Source organism: Bradyrhizobium sacchari (genome assembly GCF_002068095.1).
Classification (GTDB): Bacteria; Pseudomonadota; Alphaproteobacteria; order Rhizobiales; family Xanthobacteraceae; genus Bradyrhizobium; species Bradyrhizobium sacchari.
On sequence record NZ_LWIG01000001.1, the window covers coordinates 167,018 to 191,944 of the forward strand.

The window sequence follows — 24,927 nt, forward strand, 5'->3', positions numbered from 1 at the left end:
CTGGCCAGATCCGCACCTCGGCCGATGCTGCAAAGCAACATTACCTCTCCCGCGAACTTGATCGGGATCAAGTTTCAAATCGCACGATAGGGCATTTTGCCCAAATGCCCTCCAGGGCCAAATGTGGGATAGCGCATAGACATTGGAGCTGGAAAAGCTCTAAGAAGATGCGGCCCTTTTGGTCAGTTCCGTCTTAGGTTTGCCGATGGATTACAGCCAGTTCTTCAATTCCGCCCTCGACCGTCTCCACTCTGAGCGGCGCTACCGCGTGTTCGCTGATCTCGAGCGAACCGCCGGCCGGTTCCCGCACGCGGTGTGGCACTCGCCCAAGGGCAAACGCGACGTCGTGATCTGGTGCTCCAACGACTATCTCGGCATGGGCCAGCACCCGAAAGTGGTCGGCGCCATGGTCGAAACCGCCACCCGCGTCGGTACCGGCGCAGGTGGCACCCGCAACATCGCCGGCACGCATCATCCGCTGGTGCAGCTCGAGGCCGAGCTCGCCGACCTCCACGGCAAGGAAGCCGCGCTGCTGTTCACTTCGGGCTATGTCTCGAACCAGACCGGCATCGCGACCATCGCCAAGCTGATCCCGAACTGCCTGATCCTGTCGGACGAGCTCAACCACAATTCGATGATCGAGGGCATCCGCCAGTCCGGCTGCGAGCGGGTGGTGTTCCGCCACAACGACCTCGTCGATCTCGAAGCGCAGTTGAAGGCTGCGGGCCCGAACCGGCCGAAGTTGATCGCCTGCGAGAGCCTCTATTCCATGGACGGCGACGTCGCGCCGCTCGCCAAGATCTGCGATCTCGCCGAGAAGTACGGCGCGATGACCTATGTCGACGAGGTGCACGCGGTCGGCATGTACGGCCCGCGCGGCGGCGGCATCGCCGAGCGTGACGGCGTCATGCATCGCATCGACATCCTCGAAGGTACGCTCGCCAAGGCCTTCGGTTGCCTCGGCGGCTACATCGCCGCCAACGGCCAGATCATCGACGCCGTGCGGTCCTACGCGCCGGGCTTCATCTTCACCACCGCGCTGCCGCCGGCGATCTGCTCGGCCGCGACGGCCGCGATCAAGCATCTGAAGACCTCGAACTGGGAGCGCGAGCGCCACCAGGACCGCGCTGCCCGCGTCAAGGCCATCCTCAGCGCCGCCGGCCTGCCGGTGATGTCGACCGACACCCACATCGTGCCGCTGTTCGTCGGCGATCCCGAGAAGTGCAAGCAGGCCTCCGACCTCCTGCTCGAAGAGCACGGCATCTACATCCAGCCGATCAACTACCCGACCGTGCCCAAGGGCACCGAGCGCCTGCGCATCACCCCCTCGCCCTATCACGATGACGGCCTGATCGATCAGCTCGCCGAGGCCCTGCTGCAGGTGTGGGACCGCCTGGGCCTGCCGCTCAAGCAGAAATCTCTGGCGGCGGAGTGATCCGTCGTCCTGGCGAAATCCGGGACGACGTCGGGATTACCACCTTAACGACAACCCCAGTTCCCAGCCCCGCACGGCATTTCGCTGTCGCTTGCGTCCCTGCAACGCGCTAGATTTACAGGGGAAATGAGACGGGCGCGTTGGCGCCCAGGGAGAAGCGCGCTCGCCATGCTGCACGACTGGGGCGTGATCGCCGCCGCCTTCGGCTATATCGGCTTTCTGTTCCTGGTGGCGAGCCATGGCGACCGCCGCTCGCAGGCCAAGGCCGGCCGCGCGTCCGGGCTGATCTATCCGCTGTCGCTGGCGATCTACTGCACCTCTTGGACCTTCTTCGGGTCGGTCGGCTTCGCCACCCGCACCTCGACCGACTTCCTTGCCATCTATGTCGGCCCGATCCTGATGATCGGGCTTGGCGCCGGTGTGCTTCGCCGTGTGATCCAGCTTGCGAAGACCCACAACATCACCTCGATCGCCGACTTCATCGGCGCGCGCTACGGCAAGAGCCAGGCGGTGGCGGCGACCGTGGCGCTGATCGCGATCATCGGCTCGGTGCCCTACATCGCGCTCCAGCTCAAGGCCGTCGCCTCCTCGCTGGGAACGATTCTGAGCGAGGACCAGGCCTTCTCCCACATCCCGATCCTCGGCGACATGGCGCTGATGGTGACGCTGGCCATGGCTGCCTTCGCCGTGCTGTTCGGCACGCGGCAGACCGATGCCACCGAGCACCAGCACGGATTGATGCTGGCGGTCGCGACCGAATCCATCGTCAAGCTGGTCGCCTTCCTCGCCGCCGGCATCTTCGTCACCTTCTGGATGTTCTCGCCGCACGAATTGATCGAGCGCGCGATGAAGACGCCGGAGGCGGTGCGCGCCATCAACTATTCGCCGTCGATCGGCAACTTCCTGACCATGACGCTGCTGTCGCTGTGCGCGATCATGCTGCTGCCGCGCCAATTCCATGTCAGCGTGGTGGAGAATTCCTCCGATGCCGAGGTCGGCCGCGCGCGCTGGCTGTTTCCGCTCTACCTCGTCGCCATCAATCTGTTCGTGATCCCGATTGCGCTCGCCGGCCTCGTCAGCTTCCCGTTCGGCACCGCCGACCCCGATATGTACGTGCTGGCGCTGCCCATGGAGGGCGGCGCGGATCTGCTCAGCGTCGCGATATTCGTCGGCGGCCTGTCGGCAGCTACCGCGATGGTGATCGTCGAATGCGTCGCGCTCTCGATCATGGTCTCGAACGACCTCGTGGTGCCGCTGGTGTTGCAGCGCCGGCCGGAGGGACGTACCGGCGGTGCCGATTTCAGCGACTTCCTGCTGCGCTCGCGGCGCCTTGCGATCTTCACCATCATGGTGATGGCCTATTTCTACTATCGCGCGCTCGGCAATACCCAGCTCGCCGCGATCGGGCTGCTCTCCTTTGCCGCCATCGCCCAGCTCGCGCCGAGCTTTTTCGGCGGGCTGTTGTGGCGGCGAGCGACCGCGCGCGGTGCGATCGGCGGCATGCTGGTCGGCTTTGCAGTGTGGCTCTACACGCTGTTCATGCCGAGCTTCATGGATTCCTCGACGACGGGCATCCTTCTGCTCCAGCACGGCCCGTTCGGAATCGAGGCGCTGCGGCCGCAGGCGCTGTTCGGCGCCGACCTGCCGCCGCTGATGCACGGCGTGATCTGGTCGCTGTCGCTCAACATCCTCACCTATGTGCTGCTCTCGCTGGCGCGGCGGCCGTCGTCGATCGAGCTGGTGCAGGCCGACCTGTTCGTGCCCAACACGCTCGCCCCTATCTCTCCGAGCTTCCGCCGCTGGCGCACCACCGTCACGGTGCAGGACATCCAGACCACGGTGGCGCAATATCTCGGACCCGACCGCGCCCGGCATTCCTTCGAAGCCTTCTCGGCACGGCGCAATGTCCGGCTCGAGCCCGGAGCACCCGCCGATTTCGAGCTGCTGCAGCACGCCGAGCACCTGATCGCCTCGTCGATCGGCGCGGCCTCCTCGCGCCTCGTGATGTCGCTGCTGCTGCGCAAGCGCACCGTCTCCGCCAAAGCCGCGCTAAAACTGCTCGACGATTCCCATGCGGCGCTGCATTTCAACCGCGAGATCCTGCAGACCGCGCTCAACCATGTGCGCCAGGGCATCGCGGTGTTCGACGCCGATCTGCAACTGATCTGCTCCAACCGTCAGTTCGGCGATCTCCTCAACGTCCCCCCGCATTTCATCCAGTTCGGCACGCCCTTGCGTGAAATCCTGGAATTCATGGGCGTGAGCGATCCCGACAATCAGGCCGACCGCGAGGCGATGATCGAGCAGCGGCTCGTGGCCTACACCACCGACAGCGAGCCCTATCTCGAGCGCTTGCCGGAACGCCACATGGTGATCGAGGTGCTCACCAACCGCATGCCCGGCGGCGGCTTCGTCATCACCTTCACCGACGTCACGCCGACCTTCGAGGCGGCGGAAGCGCTGGAGCGCGCGAATGCGACGCTCGAAAAGCGCGTGCGCGACCGCACCGAGGAGCTGACCCGCCTGAACTCGGAACTCGCGCTCGCCAAGAGCACGGCGGAAGATGCCAGCATCTCCAAGACGCGGTTCCTCGCCGCCGCGAGCCACGACATTCTCCAGCCGCTGAACGCGGCGCGGCTCTACGTCACGAGCCTGGTCGAGCGCCAGCACAATGGCGAGGAGACGCGGCTGGTCGAGAACATCGACGAATCGCTTCAGGCCATCGAGGAGATCCTCGGCGCACTGCTGGATATCTCGCGGCTCGACGCCGGCGCGATGGCGACCTCGATCTCGAGCTTCAAGATGGCCGATCTGATGCGCTCGCTGGAGATCGAGTTCGCGCCGAGCGCGCGCGCCAAGGGTCTCGACCTCGCCTTCGTGCCCTGCTCGCTGCCGGTGCAGTCGGATCGGTTGCTGCTGCGGCGCCTGCTCCAAAACCTGATTTCCAACGCGATCAAATACACCCCGCGCGGCCGCGTGCTGGTCGGCTGCCGCCGCCAGGGCGCCTCGCTCAAGATCTGCGTCTACGACACCGGCGTCGGCATCCCGCCGGTCAAGCGCGGCGAGATCTTCAAGGAATTCCATCGCCTCGAGCAAGGCGCGCGGATCGCGCGCGGCCTCGGTCTCGGGCTTTCGATCGTGGAACGGCTGGCGCGCGTGCTCAATCACGGCATCGCCATCGACTCCAATGTCGGCGGCGGCTCGGTATTTTCGGTGACGGTGCCGACCGCAAAGGCGATCACGCTCACGGCCGCCGTCACCAGCGCGACGCCACTGGCACGCACGCCGATCGCGGGCGCGCTGATCGTCTGCATCGAGAACGATGCCGCGATCCTCGACGGCATGCGCACTCTCCTGAAAGCCTGGGACGCCGAAGTGATTGCGGTCGCCGATCCGGAAGCCGCCGTCGCCGCGATCGAAGCTGCCGGCAAGCGCGTCACTGGCCTGCTCGTCGACTATCACCTCGACCGCGGCAACGGTATCGCCGCCATCCGCGACGTCCGTCGCCGTTTCGGCGACGCCATCCCGGCGATCCTGATCACCGCCGACCGCAGCCCCGCCGTACAGCAGGCCGCGCGCGAGGAGAAGATCGCGGTGCTCAACAAGCCGGTGAAGCCGGCCTCGCTCCGCGCCCTGCTCGGCCAGTGGCGCACACAGCAGATGGTGGCGGCGGAGTGAGACTGCCGCTAGTAGTCGGTCGAGACGCTCAGCGCACGCCACCTCTCGAGTTCTTCGAGACGCTGCCGGTCCGTCGCCGCGATGGCGTTGACGGCATCACTCCCGAGCGCGATCCGCAGGGGCGGGCGATCCATGTTCGCCAGTTCCAGCACGACGGTAGCAGCCTTCGCTGGGTCGCCCGGCTGGCGGCCATCGTAGTCGCGCTGCATCCTGACGGCGGCGCCGACGACGGCGTCGTACTCGGCACGCCCCTCGTCGGTCTCATGCGCGGCTTGTGCAAAGCCGGTCCGGAAGCCGCCGGGCTCGACGATCGTCACATGCACGCCGATCAGCGTCATCTCGCGCGCAAGCGACTCCGAAAAGCCTTCGATGCCCCATTTTGCGGCCGAATAAGCCGCGCGTGCCGGGGCACCGATCCGGCCGCCGACGGACGAGACTTGTACGATATGCCCGCGGCGCTGCCGGCGCAGCACCGGGATCGCCGCCTTGGTGACGATGATGGTGCCGATCAGATTAGCCTCGATCTGCTGCCGAAATGACTCCAGGCTCGTGTCCTCGACCGATCCGAGGTCGCCGTAGCCGGCGTTGTTCACGACGACATCGAGGCCGCCGAACGTCTCCACGGCGAGCGCGATGGCCGCTTGCGCGGCGGCTTCATCGGTGACGTCAAGCGTCGCCAGCCGCAGCCTCTCGCCGAAACGTTCCCGCAACGGTTCGAGCGGTCCGAGCGTCCGCGCGGTGGCAACCACCTGGTCGCCCGCCGCGAGCGCGGCTTCGGTGATGGCACGGCCAAGTCCGCGCGAGCTGCCGCTGATGAACCAGGTCTTCACGTTGGCCTCCGCACGGTCTCAGGGCGCGAGCTGGGTGAACACATAATCGCGGCTCTTGGCGCGGGCTTCGTGGCAGGCAAAGCAGGTGCGATGCTGAGCCTCGTCGACCGGCTTGCCGTTGACGAACCGGCCGAAACCCCAGCCGCCGGTCGAGGCGTATTTTTGGGAATCCTTGACCATCACCTGGACCGTGGTGGCGACGCCGGGAATCGTCGCGGATGCGAATTCCGGCGACTGCTTCCGCTTCCAGGCGCGCTTGACCAGAATGGTGCCGTCCGGGAACGGAAGCTTGCCGGCCTGATAGGCCTCGATGGCTGTCTGGTTACCGACGACGGCGCGAAGCTCGTCGAGCGGCGCCGCCTCTTCGGCCGGTGCGACCAGTTCCCACTGCTTGTAGCCCCGCGGAATCGTGACGCCGAAGATCGGCGAAGCGTCTGCCGTGGTGCTTTGCGCCGGTCCTTCGGCAGCGGCGATTGAGACCAAATAGGGCACACAAGTCAGCAGAACGACGAGAAGGAGCACGGCAAGCGTGATCACCGTGGCGTAGGAGCGCTTCATCGTTTCAGGTTCGACAGGCGTCATGATGTGTCTTCAAAAGGGGATCGCGGAACCTCCCCGGTCCAGCCGCGCTGGACCGGAACATCGAATGAGTCATCAGGCTCTGTCGGCGTCGATGACGGCCTTCGCAAAAGCCTGCGGTGCCTCCTGCGGCAGATTGTGGCCGATGCCACCCGTGATCAGCCGAAATTCGTAGCGGCCGGCGAATTTCTTGGCATAGGCGCTGGGGTCGGGATGCGGCGCGCCGTTGGCGTCGCCTTCCATCGTAATCGTCGGGACGTCGATCACGGGAGCCGCGGCGAGCTTCTTTTCGAGATGCTCGTATTTCGCCTCGCCCTGCGCGAGCCCGAGCCGCCAGCGGTAATTGTGGATCGAGATCGCGACATGGTCCTTGTTGTCGAGCGCCGCCGCGCTGCGGTCGAAGGTGGCGTCGTCGAACTTCCATTGCGGCGAGGCGAGCTTCCAGATCAGCTTGGCGAAATCATGCGTGTACTTCTCGTATCCGAGGCGGCCGCGCTCGGTCGCGAAATAGAACTGGTACCACCATTGCAGCTCGGCCGACGGCGGCAGCGGCGCGCTGCCGGCGGCCTGGCTGGAGATCAGATAGCCGCTGACCGACACCAGCGCGCGGCAGCGATCCGGCCACAGCGCAGCGATGATGTCGGCGGTGCGCGCGCCCCAGTCGAACCCGGCGACGACCGCCTTCTTGATGTCGAGCTTGTCCATCAACGCGATGATGTCGGCGGCCATCGCGGCCGGCTCGCCGTTGCGCGGCGTTTCGCTGGAGAGGAACTGCGTCGAACCATAGCCGCGCAGGTAAGGAATGATGACGCGATAACCAGCCTTCGCCAGGATCGGCGCGACGTCGACGAAAGCGTGAATGTCGTAGGGCCAGCCGTGCAGCAGGATCGCCACCGGGCCGTTCGATGGACCGGCTTCCGCATAGCCGACACTGAGGACACCGGCCTCGATCTGCTTGATCTGGCCAAAGGACGCGTTCGACGCCGAGGAGCGCGGCGCTTCCGTTTCGGCGCGGGCAAGGTCGATCACGCCGAGGCCAACGGCGACCGTTCCGGCGGCGAGGCCAAAGAACTTGCGACGATGCTGGTCGATGAGCTGCTTCATGGTGGTCTACCTCGTTGATGGCTGGTGGTGGTGCGTCAGGTCAGCGCGACCGCGACGTCGATGTTGCCGCGGACGGCCTTGGAATAGGGACAGGTCTGGTGCGCTTCATCGATGATCTCGCGCGCGACCTCGCGATCGAGGCCCGGCAGGCTGACGTTGAGGCGCGCCCGAAGCGCATATGTGCCTTCATCGAGAAGTAGATCGATTTCCGCATCGATCGCGCTTTTTCTGGGGAGCACGATTTCGCGCTTGCGGGCCGCGATCTCCATCGCACCTTCGAAACATGCCGACCAGCCGGCCGCGAACAACTGCTCGGGATTGGTGCCGGTGCCGGCTCCGCCCGGCGGCGACAATTTGACATCCAGGCGACCATCGGAGCTGCGGGACATGCCGTCCTCTCGCCCGCCGCTGGTGCGGGTCCTGGCCGTGTAGAGCAGCTTTGCCGCTTGCGTCATGAAAGTCTCCTTGCCGTCGCGCAACGGATTAGCAGCCGCCCCGGGAGGACACCCGTTGGGACTTGTGAGAAATTGTGAGGCCGGCAGGGAACCCGGTCAGGAAGCCTTAGCGGTCTGATGCCGATGCACAGCCGATCTTGCAGGATCGACGACGACTGGTTATCCGGTTCTCCAAATGAGCAAGACTTCGTGATGACTGAACCGGCCGCGCCCACGGCAACGACACTGTCGTTCGGGCCATTCACCGTGACGCCGCATGAGAGGCTCGTGATGCGCGACGGCGTCGCGCTGCCGATGGGCGCCAAGAGCTTCGACACGCTGATCGCACTGATGTCGCGACCGAACGAGGTCGTCAGCAAGTGGGACCTGATGGCGCGGGTCTGGCCCGGCATGGCCGTCGAGGAAGCCAACTTACGCTTTCACATCGCGGCGCTTCGCAAGATCCTCGGCGACGGCAAGGACGGTGCCCGCTACATCACCACGCTCTCGGGCCGCGGCTATTGCTTCGTGGCCCCGATCGCGCAAACGGAGATTGCGGCGAAACCGCACCTCGCGCCGCGGATGGAGCTGCCGCCGGTGAAACTGCCGAACCGACTGCAACGCATGGTCGGACGCGATGATGTCGTCGCGGCTGTCTCGGATAGGCTCATCGCCGCCCGCTTCGTCACGATCGCCGGCCCTGGCGGCGTCGGCAAGACGGCCGTTGCCGTGGCGATCGCTCACGACCTGCTCGAAAATTTCTCCGACGCCGCACATTTTGTCGATCTTGCCGCGCTCAGCGATCCCGATCTCGTGATCACGTCGATCCTGCTGATGCTTGGCCTGCCGGCCGAGGCCGATGATCCCCTGCCCGCGCTGCTCGCGCATCTGCACGACAAGCGGATGCTGCTGATCCTCGACAATTGCGAACACGTTATCGCCGCAGCGGCGCCGCTGGCGGCGGAGATCTTCCACGCCGCGCCGCATGTCCATATCCTCGCGACCAGCCGTGAAGCCCTGCGTGTCGCAAGCGAGCAGGTCTATCGTCTGGCGCCCCTTGCCGTTCCGCCAGACGACACCCGACTGACTGCGGCAGCCGCACAGACTTATTCGGCACTTCAACTCTTCATCGAACGGGCAACCGCCGGCGGCGCGCAGATCGCGCTCAACGACGGCAATGCCGCGATCGTCGCCGGCATCTGCCGCAAGCTCGACGGCATGGCCCTGGCGATCGAGCTCGCCGCGGGCCGGGTCGAGGCCTACGGCCTGGAACAAACGGCGGCGCTGCTCGATGAGCGCCTCAATCTGCTCTGGCAGGGTCAGCGCACCGCGCTGCCGCGGCAGAAGACCTTGCAGGCGACGCTCGACTGGAGCTACGGGCTCCTGTCCGACGCCGAGCGCCTCGTGCTGCGCAGGCTCGCGGTCTTCGCCGGCCATTTCACCCTCGACGCTGCGCTCGAAATCGTGCCGGACGCGCACGTGGATCGTGCGCGCCTGTTCGACGCCATAGACAGCCTCGTCGCCAAGTCGATGGTCGCGCCGCGTCCCATCGGCGCCATGATGCGCTATCGTCTTCTCGACACGACGCGCGCCTATCTGCTCGAGATCGAGCCTGATGACGCGGCACTTTCGGCTCGCCACGCGATCTACTACCGGCGATGGCTGGAGCAGGCCGGCACGACATGGGCGACGGTGCCGAGCCCGGACGAACGCGCGATCCACTTCTCCGCGCTTCACAATGTGCGTGCCGCTCTGGACTGGTGTTTTGGCGCGAATGGCGATGCAAACATCGGCATTGCGCTTGCATCTGCGGCTGCTCCCATCTTTCTCGCGATGTCGCTGTTGGTCGAATGCCGGCGCTGGTCGGAACGGGCGCTCCTGGCGATCGATGCATCCTCGCGCAGCGGCGCCGAGGAGATGCATATCCAGGCCGCTCTGGGCCTGACTTTGATGTTCACGCGCGGCGGCAGCGAGGCAGCACGCACCGCCTTGAGCCGCAGCCTTGCGATCGCGGAGGCGCGCGGCGACGCGCCGAACCAGCTTCAGCTGCTCGGCCGGATGCACATCTTCCATGAGCGGATGGGACAATTCGACGCCGCGCTCGGCTACGCCAGGCAGAGCCTTGCGGTCGCCGCAAAGCTCGGCGATGTCGCCTCCGTCGCCCTCGCCCATTCACTCCTCGGAGTCTCCCTGCATCTGGCCGGCGAGCATCGCGACGCGCTGAACATGCTGCAGGCCGCTTGGCGAGGTCCAAGCCCGGAACGGATCAGCACGGTCCACGGCTTCGATCACCGCAACCGCGCCGGCATCTCGCTGGCACGGGAGCTTTGGTTGCAGGGCCGGCCCGCGGATGCGCGACGACTGGCGCGGCAGACGGTCGACGAAGCCGCGCAGATGGATCATCCGATCACGCTCTGCATTGCGCTGATCTGGGCGGTTTCGATCGATCTCTGGAGCGGAGAGCTCGACGATGCGGAAGAGAACGTCGACCGCTTCATCGCACATGCCGAAAAGCGCTCGATGGGCCCCTATCTCGCGGTCGGCCGCGGCGTCAAAGGCGAACTGGCGATCCGGCGCGGCGACGCCGCCGGCGGCGTCGAGACGATAGGTGCCTGCCTGCGCGAGCTTCACGATGCCGGTTACGAGCTGCTCACCACGACGTTCAACATCGCACTGGTCGAAGGTCTTCTCGCGCTCGGACAGGTCGAACAAGGCGCACGGCTGATCGACGACGCGATCCGCCTCGTCGAGCAAGGTGGCGATCATCTCTACATGCCCGAACTGCTGCGGATCAAGGGCAAGGTCCTGCTGTCGCTTCCGGTATCGGACACCGAAGCCGTGGAAGGTCTCCTGATGCAGTCGCTCGAACTTGGCCGCCGCAACGGCGCGAAAGCCTGGGAGCTGCGCGCGGCGATCGATCTTGCGCGGCTTCTTGCTGAACGGCGCAGCCGCAAAGACGCAAAGTTGTTGCTCGAGGCGGCGCTCGAAGGTTTCGCCGAAGGCTCCGACACGGCGGATATCAGAGTGGCCAACAGTCTACTCCAGACACTGTAGCCAAGAGCCCCGTATCAACTCCGTGATCCTTGTAAGCCAGATCGCGCCGGGAGCCTCGAAGGATGACGGGGTTGAGAGCACCTTGAGAGTCACCCCGTCGGCGTGCCCTGCTTCCACTGGCCACCGGCGATCTTCGCGGCGGCGATCACGGCTTGCGTCCGGCTCTCGACGCCGAGCTTCTGCAGGATCGCCGAGACATGCGCCTTGATGGTGGCTTCGGAGACGCCGAGCTCGTAGGCGATCTGCTTGTTGAGGAGGCCCTCGGACAGCATCATCAGGACCCGGACCTGCTGCGGGGTCAGCGTCACCAGGCGGTCGCGCAGGCGTGTCGTGTCGGGGTCGGCGGCGGCCGACAGGTCGGTGTCGGCGGGAACCCAGACGTCGCCCTCCATCACCTTGAGAATGGCATCGCGCAGCGTCTCGACGCCGAACCGCTTCGGGATGAAGCCCGAGGCGCCGAAATCGAGCGAACGGCGGATCGTGGCGCTATCGTCGGAGGCCGAGACGATCACCACCGGGACCGCCGGATATTGCGCGCGCAGATAGATCAGGCCGGAGAAGCCGGAGATCCCGGGCATCGAGAGGTCGAGCAGAATCAGGTCGACGTCGGAGGTCTGCTCCAGGAGCTTGGTCAGATCCTCGAACGATCCGGCCTCGTCGATCCTGGCCGAGGTCAGGACGCTCGCCACAGCCTGCCGCAGCGCATCGCGGAACAGGGGGTGATCATCGGCAATGACGAGATGGGTCGAGGGAGCGTTCATCGTTCTCTTGCTGTCGTTCGCGACCGGCCGGCGAGTCGAGGGCGCGGCGGGGTAATTCTTCCCTGCCCGGCCGTGGCATGCAAGTGCACATTATCCCTTTGCTGCAAAGGGGTTAATCCACAAGGGCCTCGCGATATGCACCGGCGCCTGATACCGCACAGTCAGGTACGCGTCAGTGCGCAAGGCCGAAAGTCGTATTGGGGCGGGTTTCACGCCGATGTTACCTTGCGGGCAAGACCTGGGTCGATCCGGCATGTCCGGACATCCGGGGCGCGAGGAAACGCATTTCGGGGAGCGACTCACTATGTCGACAATGGCTGTGTCTCAAGCGGGCGCGGGAGGGATGACGAAGGACGAACGTTTCGTCATTCTCGCCTCCTCGCTCGGTACCGTCTTCGAGTGGTACGACTTTTACCTCTACGGTTCGCTCGCCGGCATTATCGGCGCCCAGTTCTTCTCGGCCTACCCGCCGGCAACCCGCGACATCTTCGCGCTGCTGGCCTTCGCTGCGGGCTTCCTGGTGCGTCCGTTCGGCGCGATCGTGTTCGGCCGCATCGGCGACATCGTCGGTCGCAAATACACCTTCCTCGTCACCATCCTGATCATGGGTCTGTCGACCTTCATCGTCGGCCTGCTGCCCAACGCGGCGACCATCGGCATCGCGGCGCCGATCATCCTGATCGCGCTGCGCCTCGCCCAGGGCCTGGCGCTCGGCGGCGAGTATGGCGGTGCGGCGACCTATGTCGCGGAGCACGCTCCGAACGGCAAGCGCGGCTACTATACCTCCTTCATCCAGACCACGGCGACGCTCGGCCTGTTCTTGTCGCTGCTGGTGATCCTATTCACCCGCACCGCGACCGGCGAAGCCGACTTCGCGGCCTGGGGCTGGCGCATTCCGTTCCTGGTCTCGGTGCTGCTGCTCGGGATCTCGGTCTGGATCCGGCTCCGCCTCAATGAATCGCCGATCTTCCAGAAGATGAAGGAAGAGGGGAAGAGCTCGAAGGCGCCGCTCACGGAAGCCTTCGGCAACTGGCAGAACGGCAAGCTCGTGCTGCTCGCCCTGCTCGGCGGCGTGATGGGCCAGGGCGTGGTCTGGTACACCGGCCAGTTCTACGCGCTGTTCTTCCTGCAATCGATCCTGAAGGTCGACGGCTATACCGCCAACCTCCTGATCGCCTGGTCGCTGCTGCTCGGCACCGGCTTCTTCATCGTGTTCGGCGTGCTGTCCGACAAGATTGGCCGCAAGCCAATCATCCTCGGCGGTTGCCTGATCGCGGCGCTGACCTTCTTCCCGATCTTCAAGATGATCACCACCAACGCCAACCCGGCGCTGGAGAAGGCCATCGAGCAGACCAAGGTCGAGGTGGTGGCTGATCCCGCCGGCTGCGGCGACCTGTTCAACCCGGTCGGCACCCGCGTGTTCACCGCGCCTTGCGACACCGCACGCGCCTACCTGTCGCAATCGTCGGTCAGGTACACGACGACGGCGGGCCCGGCCGGCTCCGGCGTGAAGGTGATGGTCAACGGCAAGGAAGTCGCCTACGCCAACGCCAAGGATGGCAACCCGGCGATCCTCGCTGCCGTGCAGGCGGCCGGCTATCCGAAAGCCGGCGACGCGGGCATCGTGAAGATGGCGCATCCGTTTGACGTCTTCCGTCCGCAGGTGGCCGCGACCATCGGCCTGCTGTTCATCCTGGTGATCTTCGTCACCATGGTCTACGGCCCGATCGCTGCGATGCTGGTCGAATTGTTCCCGACCCGCATCCGCTACACCTCGATGTCGCTGCCCTACCACATCGGCAACGGCTGGTTCGGCGGCCTGCTTCCGGCGACCGCCTTCGCCATCGTGGCCTCGACGGGCGACATCTATGCGGGCCTTTGGTACCCGGTCACGTTCGCAGCGATCACCGTGGTGATCGGCTTCCTGTTCCTGCCCGAGACCAAGGACGTCGACATTAAGGCGACCTGACCGAAGCCAGCGCACCCAGACGACATCGACCGGCCGCGGTCTCCGCGGCCGGTTTTGTTTTAGCCCCGCTCGTTGCTTCCGATGAATTGCAGCCCCACCTCGCGCCGGTGCGGGCGGGCGCGGTGCTCGATCAGATAGATCGCCTGCCAGGTGCCGAGCGCGAGCCTGCCGTTCAGGACCGGGACCTGCAGCGAGGTCTGCGTCAGCATGGTCTTGACGTGCGCGGGCATGTCGTCCGGCCCCTCGGTATCGTGTGTCCAGCCGGCGTTCTCCGGCGCCAGCCGGGACAGCGCCGTGGTGAGATCGACGAGCACGGAGGGATCGGCATTCTCCTGGATCGTCAGCGAGGCGGAGGTGTGGCGAATGAACAGCGTCAACGCGCCCTCGCCTGCGTGCGCCTCGGCGAGGAATTTTGCGGCTTCGCTGGTGAGGTCGGTGAAGCCGCGCCCCGGGGTCTGCACCGTGAGCAGCGACGAGGAGATGGTGGTGGCCTGCACCGTGGACGGCACCGAGCGGGTTACGGATTTTGCTGATGTCATGGAGGGTCTCTTGTAACGTCGTCCTGGCGAAAGCCAGGACCCATTACCCCGAATGCGCGTGAGGGCGAAAGGTGGCAACGCGCATCGAGAATAAACCGAGAGGCCACGGCATATGGGTCCTGGCTTTCGCCAGGACGACAAACTCAGATCTTCCCAGACACGTCCTTTTGCACCCGGTTGGCCATGTCGATCAGCCGGCGCCAGGCCTTTTCCAGGAATGACATCACGCGATCGATGTCCTGGTCGCTCGGCAGCGGAATTTCGATCTTGCGATCGCCTTCGGCGACCTTCGGCTCCGTCTTCTTCAGTGGGTCGGATTTCGGCAGCGCCTCCTCGATCTTGCCGGACACGGTCGGCCCGGCCGCGAGCTGTCCCTTCAGCTTCTCGACCTCAGCCTGGAGCCTGCCGATCTCGGCATCGAAGGCGGCGCGCTCGTCGGGCACGGCGTAGCAGGCCCAGCCGGCGCCGTTCCTGGTGCAGGTCGACATTGCGCCGGTGCGGGTGTCGAGCCGCAGCACGCCCTCCGGGATGGGCGTCATGGTGTAGCGGCCGTTTTCGCCGTCAGGCGCGGATTGCGCGGCGACGAGTCCGCCGCTGATGATCAGCACAGCGGCGAATGCCGCCGCTGCAAGCCATGATGTTGTGGATGGTCTCGCAGGTCTCATCGCGCTCTCCGCCACGACGCGCAAGGTGTCACGTCCGCAATTCTATACCCCGGCGAGGTCATGTGCCGCCAAAAACACCGCCTGAAATCAACGATCCCGCCCGCCCGTTTGATCCCGGCAGCGCGGCGAAATGGCGGCCGCATCCACCGATCAAGAGGAGAGCTGCTGCGGTGCGGCGTCACGCTGTGCGCAGCGCTGCCGCGCACGCCAATATTATCAGATAAATCAGCTACATAGCAGAAAGCGACGCAATCGTGACTTGGCTTGACTTGATTATAGGCCATCAGTATGGTCCGCGCGGCTTTTGAGGGTGGCGGGCGTAATTTCCATTTGGCCGCAGCGTTTCGGGTCTTTGTCGCATGGCACAGAGCACGGGACACGGTGAGAATGGAGATCGCGATAGATCGCCCGATGAAGCTGCGCTTTCCGAACGGCTCGGAAATCTTGATCAGCGGTTGTCCGAATTTCGTNGTGACCGCCGCACCAAGACCGAGCAACCCGCAGGTGACGGTGAGGACAGAGCGGCCAGAGCCTCGGCGATGGCGCTTGGTTTTCGGTTATCCTCCGAGTTGGTCGCCGGTGTCGCTGTCGGGGCGGGGATTGGCTGGGGGTTCGACCGCTTGCTGTCGACGTCGCCTTTCGGATTTATCGCGTTCCTGCTGCTGGGCTTCGTGGCCGGCGTGGTGAATGTGGTGAGATCGGCGGGCGCGGGTCAAAACAGGCGCGGTGGTTCGTAAGGCGATCCACACTGGAGAGGAATGATCGTGCCGGCCTTGCCGGGACGGGCCGGCCCGGCCGGCAGACCGAGACCCGCCGGCATTGCCCGGCAGACCAAGAGATGCCGCGCTGATGAAAATCGATCCGATCCACCAGTTCAACATCGAGCCTCTCTTCACCCTGGGCCATATCGGCAATCACACGATCGCCTTCACCAATTCGTCGCTCTACATGCTGGTGGCGGTGGCGATCATCTCGATCCTGATGCTTGCCAGCGGCACGCAGCTCGTTCCCGGACGCCTGCAGTCGGTCGCCGAAATCTCCTACGAGTTCGTCGCCTCGACCATCCGCTCGACGGCCGGCGCGGAAGGCATGAAGTTCTTCCCGCTGATCTTCTCGCTGTTCATGTTCATCTGCGTCTCGAACCTGGTCGGCATCATCCCCTACACCTTCACGGTGTCGAGCCACCTGATCGTCACCGTCGGACTGGCGCTGCTGGTCTTCTTCACCGTGCTGATCTACGGCGTCGCCAAGAACGGCCTGAAATTCTTCTCGATTTTCGTTCCTCACGGCGTCCCGGGCTACATCCTGCCACTGGTCATGTTCATCGAGATCCTGTCGTTCTTCCTGCGGCCGGTCTCGCACAGCATTCGTCTGTTCGCCAACATGCTGGCCGGCCACATCGCGCTTAAGGTGTTCGCGGGCTTCGTCGCCATGCTGGGCTTCTCGCTCGGCGCCATCGGCTGGGTCGGCGGCGTGCTGCCGCTGGCGCTCACGATCGCGCTTTACGCCCTCGAGATTCTGGTCGCGTTCCTGCAAGCCTATGTGTTTGCGATCCTGACCTGCATCTACCTCAACGACGCCATTCATCCGGGACACTGAGCGGTCCGGGGAATTTCCACCCACAACCCAATCTTTCTTCCAAGGAGTCAAAAATGGATCCGGCAGCAGCAAAACTTATCGGCGCGGGCATCGCGTGCATCGGCATGGGCGGTGCGGGCGTCGGCGTGGGCGTGATCTTCGGCAACTACCTCGCCGCAGCCGTCCGCAACCCGTCGGCTGCTCAGGGCCAGTTCGGCAACCTGATCTTCGGCTTCGCCGTGACCGAAGCGCTCGGCATCTTCTCGCTGCTGATCGCGCTGCTTCTGCTGTTCGTTTTCTGAGAACGACTTCTTTCGCGCCGCTTCATCCGAAGCGGCGCGTGACAGCAACGGGAGTACTCCATGGCCGAGAGTCATGGCGGCGCAAAAGGTCCGGCGGCGGGCGCTCACACCGAGGCTGACGGTGGTCACCACGGTGGCGGGTTTCCGCCGTTCGAGAGCAGCACCTTCGCTTCACAGCTGGTGTCGCTCGCGATCTTCTTCGTCCTGCTTTACGTGATCGTGTCCAAGCTCGCTCTGCCGAAGGTCGGCGGTGCGATCGAAGCGCGTCAGAACAAGATCGAGGGTGACCTCACTGAGGCGCAGACGCTGAAGGACCAGTCCGAGGCGGCGCTGAAGGCCTATGAAGGCGAGCTCGCTTCGGCGCGCACGCGTGCACAGGCGATCGGCAACGAATCCCGCGACAAGGCGAATGCGCAGGCGGAAGCCGAACGCAAGGCCCTCGAAGAGCAGCTGGCGGCCAAGCTCGCCGAGGCCGAAAAGACCATCGCCTCGACCCGCACGACCGCCATGAGCAACGTCCGCGGCATCGCGGCCGATGCCGCAGGCCAGATCGTGCAGCAGCTCACGGGCGTCGTTCCGGATGTGGCGTCGGTCAATGCCGCCGTCGATGCGTCCTTGAAGGGTTAGTCGATATGTTCTTCGATCCTGAAACCTGGGTCGCCGTCGCCTTCGTGATCCTGATGGTCGTGTTCGGCTATCTCGGTGTCTTCAAGTCGGCGATGACGGCGCTCGATCATCGCGCCGCCCGCATCAAGGCCGAGCTCGACGACGCAGCGCGCCTCAAGCAGGAGGCGGCCAAGGTGCTCGCCGACTACAAGGCGCGCAGTGCCACCGCGGAGCGCGAGGCTGCCGACATCATCGCCAACGCCAAGGCCGAAGCCGAGCGCATCGCGGCCGAGGCCAAGGCGAAGATGGAAGACTTCGTCGCCCGCCGCACCAAGACCGCGGAGAGCAAGATCGCACTCGCCGAGGCCCAGGCGCTGGCCGATGTCCGCGCCGCAGCCGCGGAAGCCGCCGTCCAGGCTGCCTCGACAATCCTGTCGCAGTCGGTCAAGGGCCAGGTCGCCGACGACCTGCTCGCCAAGGGCATCAACGAGGTTCGGCAGAAGCTGAACTGAGGGCTTCGCCTTCATCAATCAAAAAGCCGGCGCGCCAGCGCCGGCTTTTTTGTTTGTGCGATCGTGTTTCCGCATATCGGATGCCATCACGCCTCAGTCGTAATCCACCCTCATCAGATACAGCCCCTCGGGCGGCGCGACGATGCCGCAGGCGGCGCGATTGCGGGCGGCGAGCGCTGCGGAGAGATCGTCAGCGGTCCAGCGGCCCTCGCCGACCCAGACCAGCGATCCCACCATCGAGCGCACCTGGCTGTGCAGGAACGAGCGCGCCGAGGTGATGACAGTGATCTCGCGGCCGTCGCGGATCACGTCGAGTTGGTCGAGCGTCTTCTCCGGCGATTTGGCCTGGCACTCGGTGTCGCGGAAAGTGGTGAAATCGTGCTTGCCCAGCAGGCGCTGCGCCGCTGCGTGCATCGCCTCTGCATCGAGCCGGCGCGGCACGCGCCAGGCATGGCCGACGTCGAGCGCGAGATTGGCGCGGGTATTGACGATACGGTAGCGGTAGTGGCGCTTGACCGCCGAGAAGCGTGCCTCGAACGTGTCAGGGACGATTTCGGCCTCGAGCACCGCGATCGGATGCGGGCGCAGATGCGCATTGAGCCCGTCGCGAAAACGGCCGCGCGGAAACTGCTTCTCGACGTCGACATGTGCCACCTGGCCGCACGCATGCACGCCGGCATCGGTGCGGCCCGCACCATGCACCCGCAAATGCGCGCCGGTCATCGCCTTCACGGCCGCCTCGAGCGCACCCTGCACCGATGGCAACGTGTCCTGCACCTGCCAGCCGAAGAACGGCGCGCCGTCATATTCGATGATGAGCTTGTAGCGGGGCATCGATCCAGCTTTATCCGGCGTCATTGCCGGGCTCGACCCGGCAATCCATCGCCTGAGAACGAGTTTTGTTAGAAGATGGATACGCGGGTCAAGCCCGCGTATGACGAGTTGACTAGTTGAATTTGGCTCCCGCCTTCAGCGGAATGCCGCGCAGGAAATCCGCGGCCTGCATCCGGGCCTTGCCTTCGCGCTGGAGCTCGATGATGCGGATCGCGCCGTCGCCGCAGGCGATGGTGAGCTGCTCATCCAGCACCTCACCCGGCGCGCCCGATCCTTTTGCCAGCTCGCAGCGCAGGATCTTGATGCGCGCATTTTCGCTGATGCCTGCAAGCTCGGCCCAGGCGCCGGGGAACGGCGACAGGCCGTGGATGTGGCGCAGCACCGCGCGAGCGGGCTTGGTCCAGTCGATCCGGGCCTCGGCCTTGTCGATCTTGGCGGCATAGGTGACGCCGTCCTCGCTCTGCTTCCTGAGCTGGAGCCCGCCGCGGTCCAGCGCGGCCATGGCACGGACCATCAGGTCGGCGCCGAGCCGGGACAGGCGATCGTGCAGGTCGCGCGCGGTCATGTTGTCCGTGATCGCCAGCCGCTCGGCCATCGCAACGTCGCCGGTATCGAGACCGACATCCATCCTCATCACCATGACACCGCTCTCGGCATCATCAGCCATGATCGCGCGGTTAATGGGGGCAGCGCCGCGCCAGCGCGGCAGGAGCGAAGCGTGCAGATTGTAGCAGCCGAGCTTCGGCGCATCGAGGATCGCCTGCGGCAGAATCATGCCGTAGGCGACGACGACGGCCGCGTCCGCATCGAACGCGCGAAATTCTTCCAGGGCTTCCGGCGTCTTCAGAGTCTTCGGCGTCAGCACGGGAATGCCGAGTTTTCGCGCGGCTTCCTCCACCGGCGTCGGCTGCAATTGCAGGCCACGCCGGCCACCCGGCTTCGCCGCGCGCGTGTAGACGGCCACGATCTCGTGGCCGTGTGCGACCAGCTCGAGCAGCGTCGGCACGGAGAAATCCGGCGTGCCCATGAAGATGAGGCGGAGGGGCATCGGAAAAACCTGCGAAAGGTCGCGATCCAGTGACAGTCATTCCGGGGCGGCTCGAAGAGCCGAACCCGGAATCTCGAGGTTCTCAGGTGCGCAATTGCGCACCATAGTTCGATGCTTTGCATCGCTGCGGAACGACGGAAGCCTACTCGCCCGCGCGCTTGGCGGCTTTCTCGAACTTCTTCATCACGCGGTCGCGCTTCAGCTTCGACAGATAGTCGACGAACAGCACGCCGTTGAGATGGTCGATCTCGTGCTGGATGCAGGTGGCGTAGAGACCTTCGGCATCCTCCTCGTGCACCTTGCCGTCGAGATCGGTGAAGCGCACGCGCACCTTGGCTGGACGCTCGACCTCCTCGTAATATTCGGGAATCGACAGGCAGCCTTCCTCGTAGACCGAGAGCTCTTCGGAGGAAGCCAGGATCTCCGGATTGATGAAGACGCGCGGCTCGTGCTTGGTCTCGCCGCTCTCGTCGCGCTTGGCGAGGTCCATGGTGATCAGCCGCAGCGGCTGCGCGACCTGGATCGCCGCAAGGCCAATGCCGGGCGCGTCGTACATGGTCTCGAACATGTCGTCGGCAAGCTTGCGGATCTCCGAAGTGACCTTCTCGATCGGCTTGGAGACCAGGCGCAGCTGCTTATCGGGCAGGATGATGATTTCTCGTAGGGCCATGGCCGCGATTTAAGCCCCGCGCCGGATGCGGTCAATCCGGCGCGGAACCCTGTTAACGCTCCGCTAACCATAAAACTTCGGGTTTCGTTAACCATAAAAATTCAGGGATCATTAACCGACGACGTTCTCTCTTCGTTCGCGTCCGACTGCGAATCGGTTAGAAGAGCTGGCATGAACGAGATCATTGTCATGCTGGGCGACTGGCCGGTGCGCACCATTGATGCGGTGATCGGCTTCGGTGCGCTCGTCCTGCTCCTGCTGGTTGTGATTGCGGTCGTGATCGCGCGCTCGGGGCGACGGGGCGCGGAACTCGCCATAGCGCACGCGATCCGGGCCGACGAGCTCGAGGAACGCCTCGCCCAGGTGCTGCGCGCCCAGAGCGAAGCCTCGGGCCGGGTCGATGCCATGACCCAGGCGCTCGCCGGCCGCCAGGCCGAGATGGCGCGGGCGGTCAACGAGCGGCTGGATTCGGTGACCCACCGCGTCGGCCAGTCCATGGAACATTCGACCCGCAACACCATGGAGAGCCTGCGCGCGCTGCACGAGCGGCTCGGCATCATCGACAACGCGCATAAGAACCTCACCGATCTCACCACACAGGTGACGACATTGCGCGACGTGCTCGCCAACAAGCAGTCGCGCGGCGCCTTCGGCCAGGCGCGGATGGAGGCGATCGTCCAGGACGGTCTTCCCAAAGGCTCCTATGAGTTCCAGTTCACGCTCTCCACGGGGAAAAGGCCCGACTGCGTCGTGTTCCTCCCCGACCAGCGCCCGCTCTGTATCGACGCCAAGTTCCCGCTGGAGGCGATGACGGCGCTGCACGACGCCCGCACCGACGAGGAGCGGCGCATCGCCACGCAGCGGCTGCGCGGCGACGTGATGAAGCATGTCAGCGACATCGCCGAAAAATACCTCGTTGCCGGCGAGACCCAGGAGATGGCGCTGATGTTCGTGCCGTCGGAATCGGTCTATGCCGAGATCCATGACGGTTTCGACGACGTGATCCAGAAGGCCTACCGCGCCCGCGTCGTGCTGGTGTCGCCCTCGCTCCTGATGCTCGCGATCCAGGTGATGCAGCAGATCATGAAGGACGCGCGCATGCGCGACGCCGCCGACCAGATCCAGACCGAGGTGATCAAGCTCGGCGACGATTTGGGACGCCTGCGCGACCGCGTGCTGAAATTGCAGAAACATTTCTCCGACGCGAACGAGGACGTCCGCCAGATCCTGATCTCCGCCGACAAGATCGAGAAGCGCGCGGGCCGGATCGAGGAGCTCGATTTCAGCAAGACCGATGCGCCGGAAGGGCCGAGGCTGGTGGCAACAGGCGCGGGTGAGCTGTTTCCCAGGAAGCTCCAGGCGGGGGAGTAATTCGCCGCCAACATCAGGTACGCTAGTGCCCAATCTCGCTGTCGTCGCCCGGCTTGACCGGGCGACCCGGTATCCCAGAGGTGGCAAATGGGCGCACGTTGCTACTACGTGTATAGTCTCGCCAGCAAGATCGGTGGAACGCTGTACATCGGCGTGACAAATGATCTTGTCCGCCGGGTGGCTGAGCACAAACTGCAGTTGGTCGAGAGCTTCACGAAGGAATTACGGCGTCGTGAAGCTCGTCTATTTCGAGCAATTCGACGATCCCGAGAATGCGATCAGGCGGGAGAAGCGGCTGAAGAAGTGGAAGCGGGCCTGGAAGATTGCGCTAATCGAGAAGGATAATCCTGATTGGAATGACCTCTATCCAGGGATCGCGGGTCCCCCATAACGGCGGCCTCTGGAATACTGGGTCGCCCGGTCAAGCCGGGCGACGACAGCTCACTTGTAGTGCCAGAATCTGCTAACACCACCCCCATGACCGTTCCCGACGCGACCTCCTCCGCCGTGACCGCCACCCCTGTGCCCTCCTGGCGCGAGAGTCTTGCCGTGTACCTGCAACCGCGGGTGCTGATCGTGCTGTTCCTCGGCTTCTCCTCCGGGCTGCCGCTGGCTCTGTCGGGCTCGACGCTTCTGGTGTGGATGCGCGAGGCCGGGGTCGATCTCAAGACCATCGGGCTGTTTGCGCTGGTCGGCACGCCCTACACGCTGAAATTTTTGTGGGCGCCGCTGGTGGACGCGCTGCATGTGCCGCTGTTCACTCGCGCCTTCGGGCGGCGGCGCGGCTGGCTGGTGTTCTCGCAACTGCTGCTGATCGTCGCGATCCTGCTGCTGGCGATGACCGATCCCGCGCGCTCGCCGTTCTACGTTGCGCTCGGTGCGCTGCTGGTGGCGACGACGTCGTCAACGCAGGACATCGTGGTCGATGCCTTCCGTGTCGAGAGCCTGCCCGAGAGCGAGCAGGCCGCCGGCATGGCGGCTTATGTCGCCGCTTATCGCATCGGCATGCTGGTATCGACCGCGGGCGCGCTGTTCATCGTCTCCGGCTTCGAGAGCACCGGCATTACCCGCACCTCGGCGTGGATGTGGGGCTATGTGGTGATGGCGGCGATGGTGCTGATCGGGACAATCACGGCGCTGGTCGCGACCGAGCCCGAGCAATCGGTGCGGGCGGAGGCGGCGACGCAAGAAGAGACCGCGTTCACGCGCGTGCTGCGTGCGGCGATCGGCGCGTTCTCGGAATTCTTGACGCGCAAGGATGCAGCTGCGGCGCTCGCTTTCGTGGTGCTGTTCAAGTTCACCGACGCCTTCTCGGGCACGATGACGGCGCCGTTCGTGATCGACCTAGGCTTCACCCGCAACGACTATGCGGCGATCGTGAAGGGCGTCGGCCTTGCCGCGACGCTGACCGGCGGGTTTGCCGGCGGCTTCGTCGCGCGGCGCTACTCGCTGGCGACCTCGCTCTGGATCGGCGGCGTGGTGCAGGCGCTCGCAAACCTCTCTTTCTCCTGGCTCGCCGTGGTCGGTACCAATCAGTGGGCGCTGGCGCTCGCCATCTGCGCCGAGAATTTCACCAGCGCCGTCGGCACCGTGATCTTCGTCGCCTACCTCTCCGCGCTGTGCCAGAATCCGCTGCACACGGCGACGCAATATGCGCTGCTCACCGCGCTCGCGGCGGTGGGGCGGACCTATCTGTCATCGAGCGCAGGCTATGTCGCGGAGACCACCGGCTGGCCGCTGTTCTTCGTAATCTGCGTGCTGGTGGCGATCCCGAGCCTGATGCTGCTGGCGTACTTGCAGAAGCGCGGGCACTTTGAGGCGCTGGGGCCGGTGCGGGTGTGACGGTCTCGTAGGGTGGGCAAAGGCGCAGCGCGCCGTGCCCACCACTTTTCGCGATGGCAGCAGGTGGTGGGCACGCCTCGCTTTGCCCAGCCTACGGCTGCGGGTTATGTGGCTCTACTTCCCCCAGCGCAGCGCGAGCGCGTCGCGCTCCTTGGCGAGCTCGAGCAAGCCTGCGCGCGTTGCCGGGTGCAGCGGCTGCAGCGGATGGCGCACGGCCTCCGACTTGATCACGCCGCCGGCCTGCATCATCGCCTTGCAGGCGATCAGGCCGCATTGGCGGTTCTCGTAATTGATCAGCGGCAGCCAGCGTTCATAGGCGGCTTTCGCCTTCTCTCGATCGCCGGCGAAATAGGGATCGATGATCTGGCGAATGCCGTCCGGATAGCCGCCGCCGGTCATGGCGCCGGTGGCGCCGGCATCGAGATCCGCCAGCAGCGTGATGGCCTCCTCGCCGTCCCAGGGTCCCTCGATATCCTTGCCACCCGCCTCGATCAGGCTGCGGAGCTTTGCGGCGGCGCCCGGAACCTCGATCTTGAAATAGCGGATGTTGGAGAGTTCGCGCGACAGCCGCGCCAGCAGCTCGACCGACAGCGGCGTGCCGGCGACCGGGGCATCCTGGATCATGATCGGAATGTTGATCGCGCCGGAGAGAATCTTGAAGAATTCGACGATGCCTTTCTCGGGAACCCGGAAGGTCGCGCCGTGATAGGGCGGCATCACCATCACCATGGCAGCGCCGGCGACTTCGGCCTGCTTGCTGCGCGCGGCGCAGACGGCCGAGCTGAAATGGGTGGTGGTGACGATCACGGGAACTCGGCCCGCGACATGTTCCAGCACCGCATGCATCACGGTTTCGCGCTCGGCATCGGTGAGCACGAACTGCTCGGAGAAATTGGCGAGGATGCAGAGGCCGTGTGAGCCGGCGTCGATCATGAAGTCGATGCAGCGGCGCTGGCCCTCGAGGTCGAGCTCGCCGCGCTCGTCGAAGATGGTGGGCGCAACCGGGAACACGCCGCGATAGGGGCGCTGGGCCTTGTGTGGGGTGACCGGCATCGAGCTCTCCATCCTGTCTTGCGTGTATCGCCGCATATGCGACGCGACGGACAGGTGTAGCCG

The 24,927-nt window shown here is 65.0% G+C and carries 21 protein-coding genes and 3 pseudogenes; 13 read left to right on the top strand and 11 right to left on the bottom strand.

The features are described from left to right. Positions 1-205 precede the first annotated feature (205 nt). Together hemA and A5906_RS00810 are read left to right on the top strand one after the other, a co-directional pair. Complete coding sequence (hemA, locus tag A5906_RS00805) at positions 206-1,435, top strand: 5-aminolevulinate synthase (protein ID WP_080133408.1); 1,230 nt, start codon at positions 206-208, stop codon at positions 1,433-1,435. Between the two features lie 168 nt (positions 1,436-1,603). Further along, positions 1,604-5,113 carry a PAS domain-containing hybrid sensor histidine kinase/response regulator gene (locus A5906_RS00810; protein ID WP_080133409.1) on the top strand — a complete coding sequence of 1,170 codons (3,510 nt, stop codon included), beginning with the start codon at positions 1,604-1,606 and terminating at the stop codon, positions 5,111-5,113. Between the two features lie 8 nt (positions 5,114-5,121). Here the strand turns inward: A5906_RS00810 and A5906_RS00815 are convergent, their stop codons facing one another. From A5906_RS00815 to A5906_RS00830, 4 genes are all read right to left on the bottom strand, one after another. Beyond that, positions 5,122-5,943 (bottom strand): SDR family NAD(P)-dependent oxidoreductase, encoded by an 822-nt coding sequence (locus A5906_RS00815; protein ID WP_080133410.1) that lies wholly within the window; start codon positions 5,941-5,943, stop codon positions 5,122-5,124. Positions 5,944-5,961: 18 nt separating this feature from the next. Beyond that, positions 5,962-6,525, bottom strand: coding sequence for a cytochrome P460 family protein (locus tag A5906_RS00820; RefSeq protein ID WP_136614855.1), 564 nt, complete (start codon positions 6,523-6,525; stop codon positions 5,962-5,964). A gap of 72 nt (positions 6,526-6,597) precedes the next feature. After that, on the bottom strand, positions 6,598-7,626 hold the full coding sequence (locus A5906_RS00825) for an alpha/beta fold hydrolase (RefSeq protein WP_080133411.1): 1,029 nt from the start codon (positions 7,624-7,626) through the stop codon (positions 6,598-6,600). 35 nt (positions 7,627-7,661) lie between these two features. Then, entirely contained in the window at positions 7,662-8,081 is a 420-nt protein-coding gene (locus A5906_RS00830) for an organic hydroperoxide resistance protein (protein WP_080133990.1), read from the bottom strand. 192 nt (positions 8,082-8,273) lie between these two features. Between A5906_RS00830 and A5906_RS00835 the strand changes: the two genes are divergently transcribed. Continuing rightward, complete coding sequence (locus tag A5906_RS00835; protein WP_080133412.1) at positions 8,274-11,114, top strand: ATP-binding protein; 2,841 nt, start codon at positions 8,274-8,276, stop codon at positions 11,112-11,114. 89 nt (positions 11,115-11,203) lie between these two features. Here A5906_RS00835 and A5906_RS00840 read toward each other — a convergent pair whose 3' ends face one another. Then, positions 11,204-11,875: a response regulator gene (locus A5906_RS00840; RefSeq protein ID WP_080133413.1), complete on the bottom strand. Its 672-nt coding sequence runs from the start codon at positions 11,873-11,875 to the stop codon at positions 11,204-11,206. A 343-nt stretch (positions 11,876-12,218) separates the two neighbouring features. Here A5906_RS00840 and A5906_RS00845 point away from each other — a divergent pair, with 343 nt between their 5' ends. Continuing rightward, positions 12,219-13,844 carry an MFS transporter gene (locus A5906_RS00845; RefSeq protein ID WP_186465139.1) on the top strand — a complete coding sequence of 542 codons (1,626 nt, stop codon included), beginning with the start codon at positions 12,219-12,221 and terminating at the stop codon, positions 13,842-13,844. Positions 13,845-13,903: 59 nt separating this feature from the next. Here A5906_RS00845 and A5906_RS00850 read toward each other — a convergent pair whose 3' ends face one another. After that, positions 13,904-14,383, bottom strand: a complete 480-nt coding sequence (locus tag A5906_RS00850; RefSeq protein ID WP_080133415.1) for a secondary thiamine-phosphate synthase enzyme YjbQ — start codon at positions 14,381-14,383, stop codon at positions 13,904-13,906. A gap of 143 nt (positions 14,384-14,526) precedes the next feature. Beyond that, entirely contained in the window at positions 14,527-15,048 is a 522-nt protein-coding gene (locus A5906_RS00855; protein WP_080133991.1) for a hypothetical protein, read from the bottom strand. Between the two features lie 359 nt (positions 15,049-15,407). Here A5906_RS00855 and A5906_RS43610 point away from each other — a divergent pair. From A5906_RS43610 to A5906_RS00880, 6 genes and pseudogenes are all read left to right on the top strand, one after another. Continuing rightward, a pseudogene (locus A5906_RS43610) lies at positions 15,408-15,518 on the top strand (AtpZ/AtpI family protein); the annotation flags it as partial. Between the two features lies 1 nt (position 15,519). Next, a pseudogene (locus tag A5906_RS00860) lies at positions 15,520-15,785 on the top strand (AtpZ/AtpI family protein); the annotation flags it as partial. A gap of 112 nt (positions 15,786-15,897) precedes the next feature. Then, complete coding sequence (locus A5906_RS00865; RefSeq protein ID WP_080133417.1) at positions 15,898-16,647, top strand: F0F1 ATP synthase subunit A; 750 nt, start codon at positions 15,898-15,900, stop codon at positions 16,645-16,647. Between the two features lie 53 nt (positions 16,648-16,700). Beyond that, positions 16,701-16,928 (top strand): F0F1 ATP synthase subunit C, encoded by a 228-nt coding sequence (locus A5906_RS00870; protein ID WP_018643436.1) that lies wholly within the window; start codon positions 16,701-16,703, stop codon positions 16,926-16,928. 60 nt (positions 16,929-16,988) lie between these two features. Further along, positions 16,989-17,555 (top strand): F0F1 ATP synthase subunit B family protein, encoded by a 567-nt coding sequence (locus A5906_RS00875; protein ID WP_080133418.1) that lies wholly within the window; start codon positions 16,989-16,991, stop codon positions 17,553-17,555. Between the two features lie 5 nt (positions 17,556-17,560). After that, positions 17,561-18,046 carry a F0F1 ATP synthase subunit B family protein gene (locus tag A5906_RS00880; protein ID WP_080133419.1) on the top strand — a complete coding sequence of 162 codons (486 nt, stop codon included), beginning with the start codon at positions 17,561-17,563 and terminating at the stop codon, positions 18,044-18,046. Positions 18,047-18,139: 93 nt separating this feature from the next. Here the strand turns inward: A5906_RS00880 and truA are convergent, their stop codons facing one another. The 3 genes from truA to def all read right to left on the bottom strand — a co-directional run bounded on the left by truA (position 18,140) and on the right by def (position 20,598). After that, complete coding sequence (gene truA / locus A5906_RS00885) at positions 18,140-18,880, bottom strand: tRNA pseudouridine(38-40) synthase TruA (RefSeq protein ID WP_080133992.1); 741 nt, start codon at positions 18,878-18,880, stop codon at positions 18,140-18,142. A gap of 112 nt (positions 18,881-18,992) precedes the next feature. Then, positions 18,993-19,928, bottom strand: coding sequence for a methionyl-tRNA formyltransferase (fmt, locus tag A5906_RS00890; protein ID WP_080133420.1), 936 nt, complete (start codon positions 19,926-19,928; stop codon positions 18,993-18,995). Positions 19,929-20,070: 142 nt separating this feature from the next. Further along, complete coding sequence (gene def / locus A5906_RS00895) at positions 20,071-20,598, bottom strand: peptide deformylase (RefSeq protein ID WP_080133421.1); 528 nt, start codon at positions 20,596-20,598, stop codon at positions 20,071-20,073. A gap of 171 nt (positions 20,599-20,769) precedes the next feature. Here def and A5906_RS00900 point away from each other — a divergent pair, with 171 nt between their 5' ends. The 3 genes and pseudogenes from A5906_RS00900 (at position 20,770) to A5906_RS00910 (ending at position 23,811) form a co-directional block, all read left to right on the top strand. Further along, positions 20,770-21,969, top strand: coding sequence for a DNA recombination protein RmuC (locus A5906_RS00900; protein ID WP_080133422.1), 1,200 nt, complete (start codon positions 20,770-20,772; stop codon positions 21,967-21,969). Between the two features lie 87 nt (positions 21,970-22,056). After that, positions 22,057-22,360: pseudogene (locus A5906_RS00905) on the top strand (GIY-YIG nuclease family protein). A gap of 86 nt (positions 22,361-22,446) precedes the next feature. Then, on the top strand, positions 22,447-23,811 hold the full coding sequence (locus A5906_RS00910; RefSeq protein WP_080133423.1) for an AmpG family muropeptide MFS transporter: 1,365 nt from the start codon (positions 22,447-22,449) through the stop codon (positions 23,809-23,811). Between the two features lie 114 nt (positions 23,812-23,925). Here A5906_RS00910 and A5906_RS00915 read toward each other — a convergent pair whose 3' ends face one another. Then, positions 23,926-24,864, bottom strand: a complete 939-nt coding sequence (locus A5906_RS00915) for a dihydrodipicolinate synthase family protein (protein ID WP_080133993.1) — start codon at positions 24,862-24,864, stop codon at positions 23,926-23,928. Positions 24,865-24,927 lie beyond the last annotated feature (63 nt).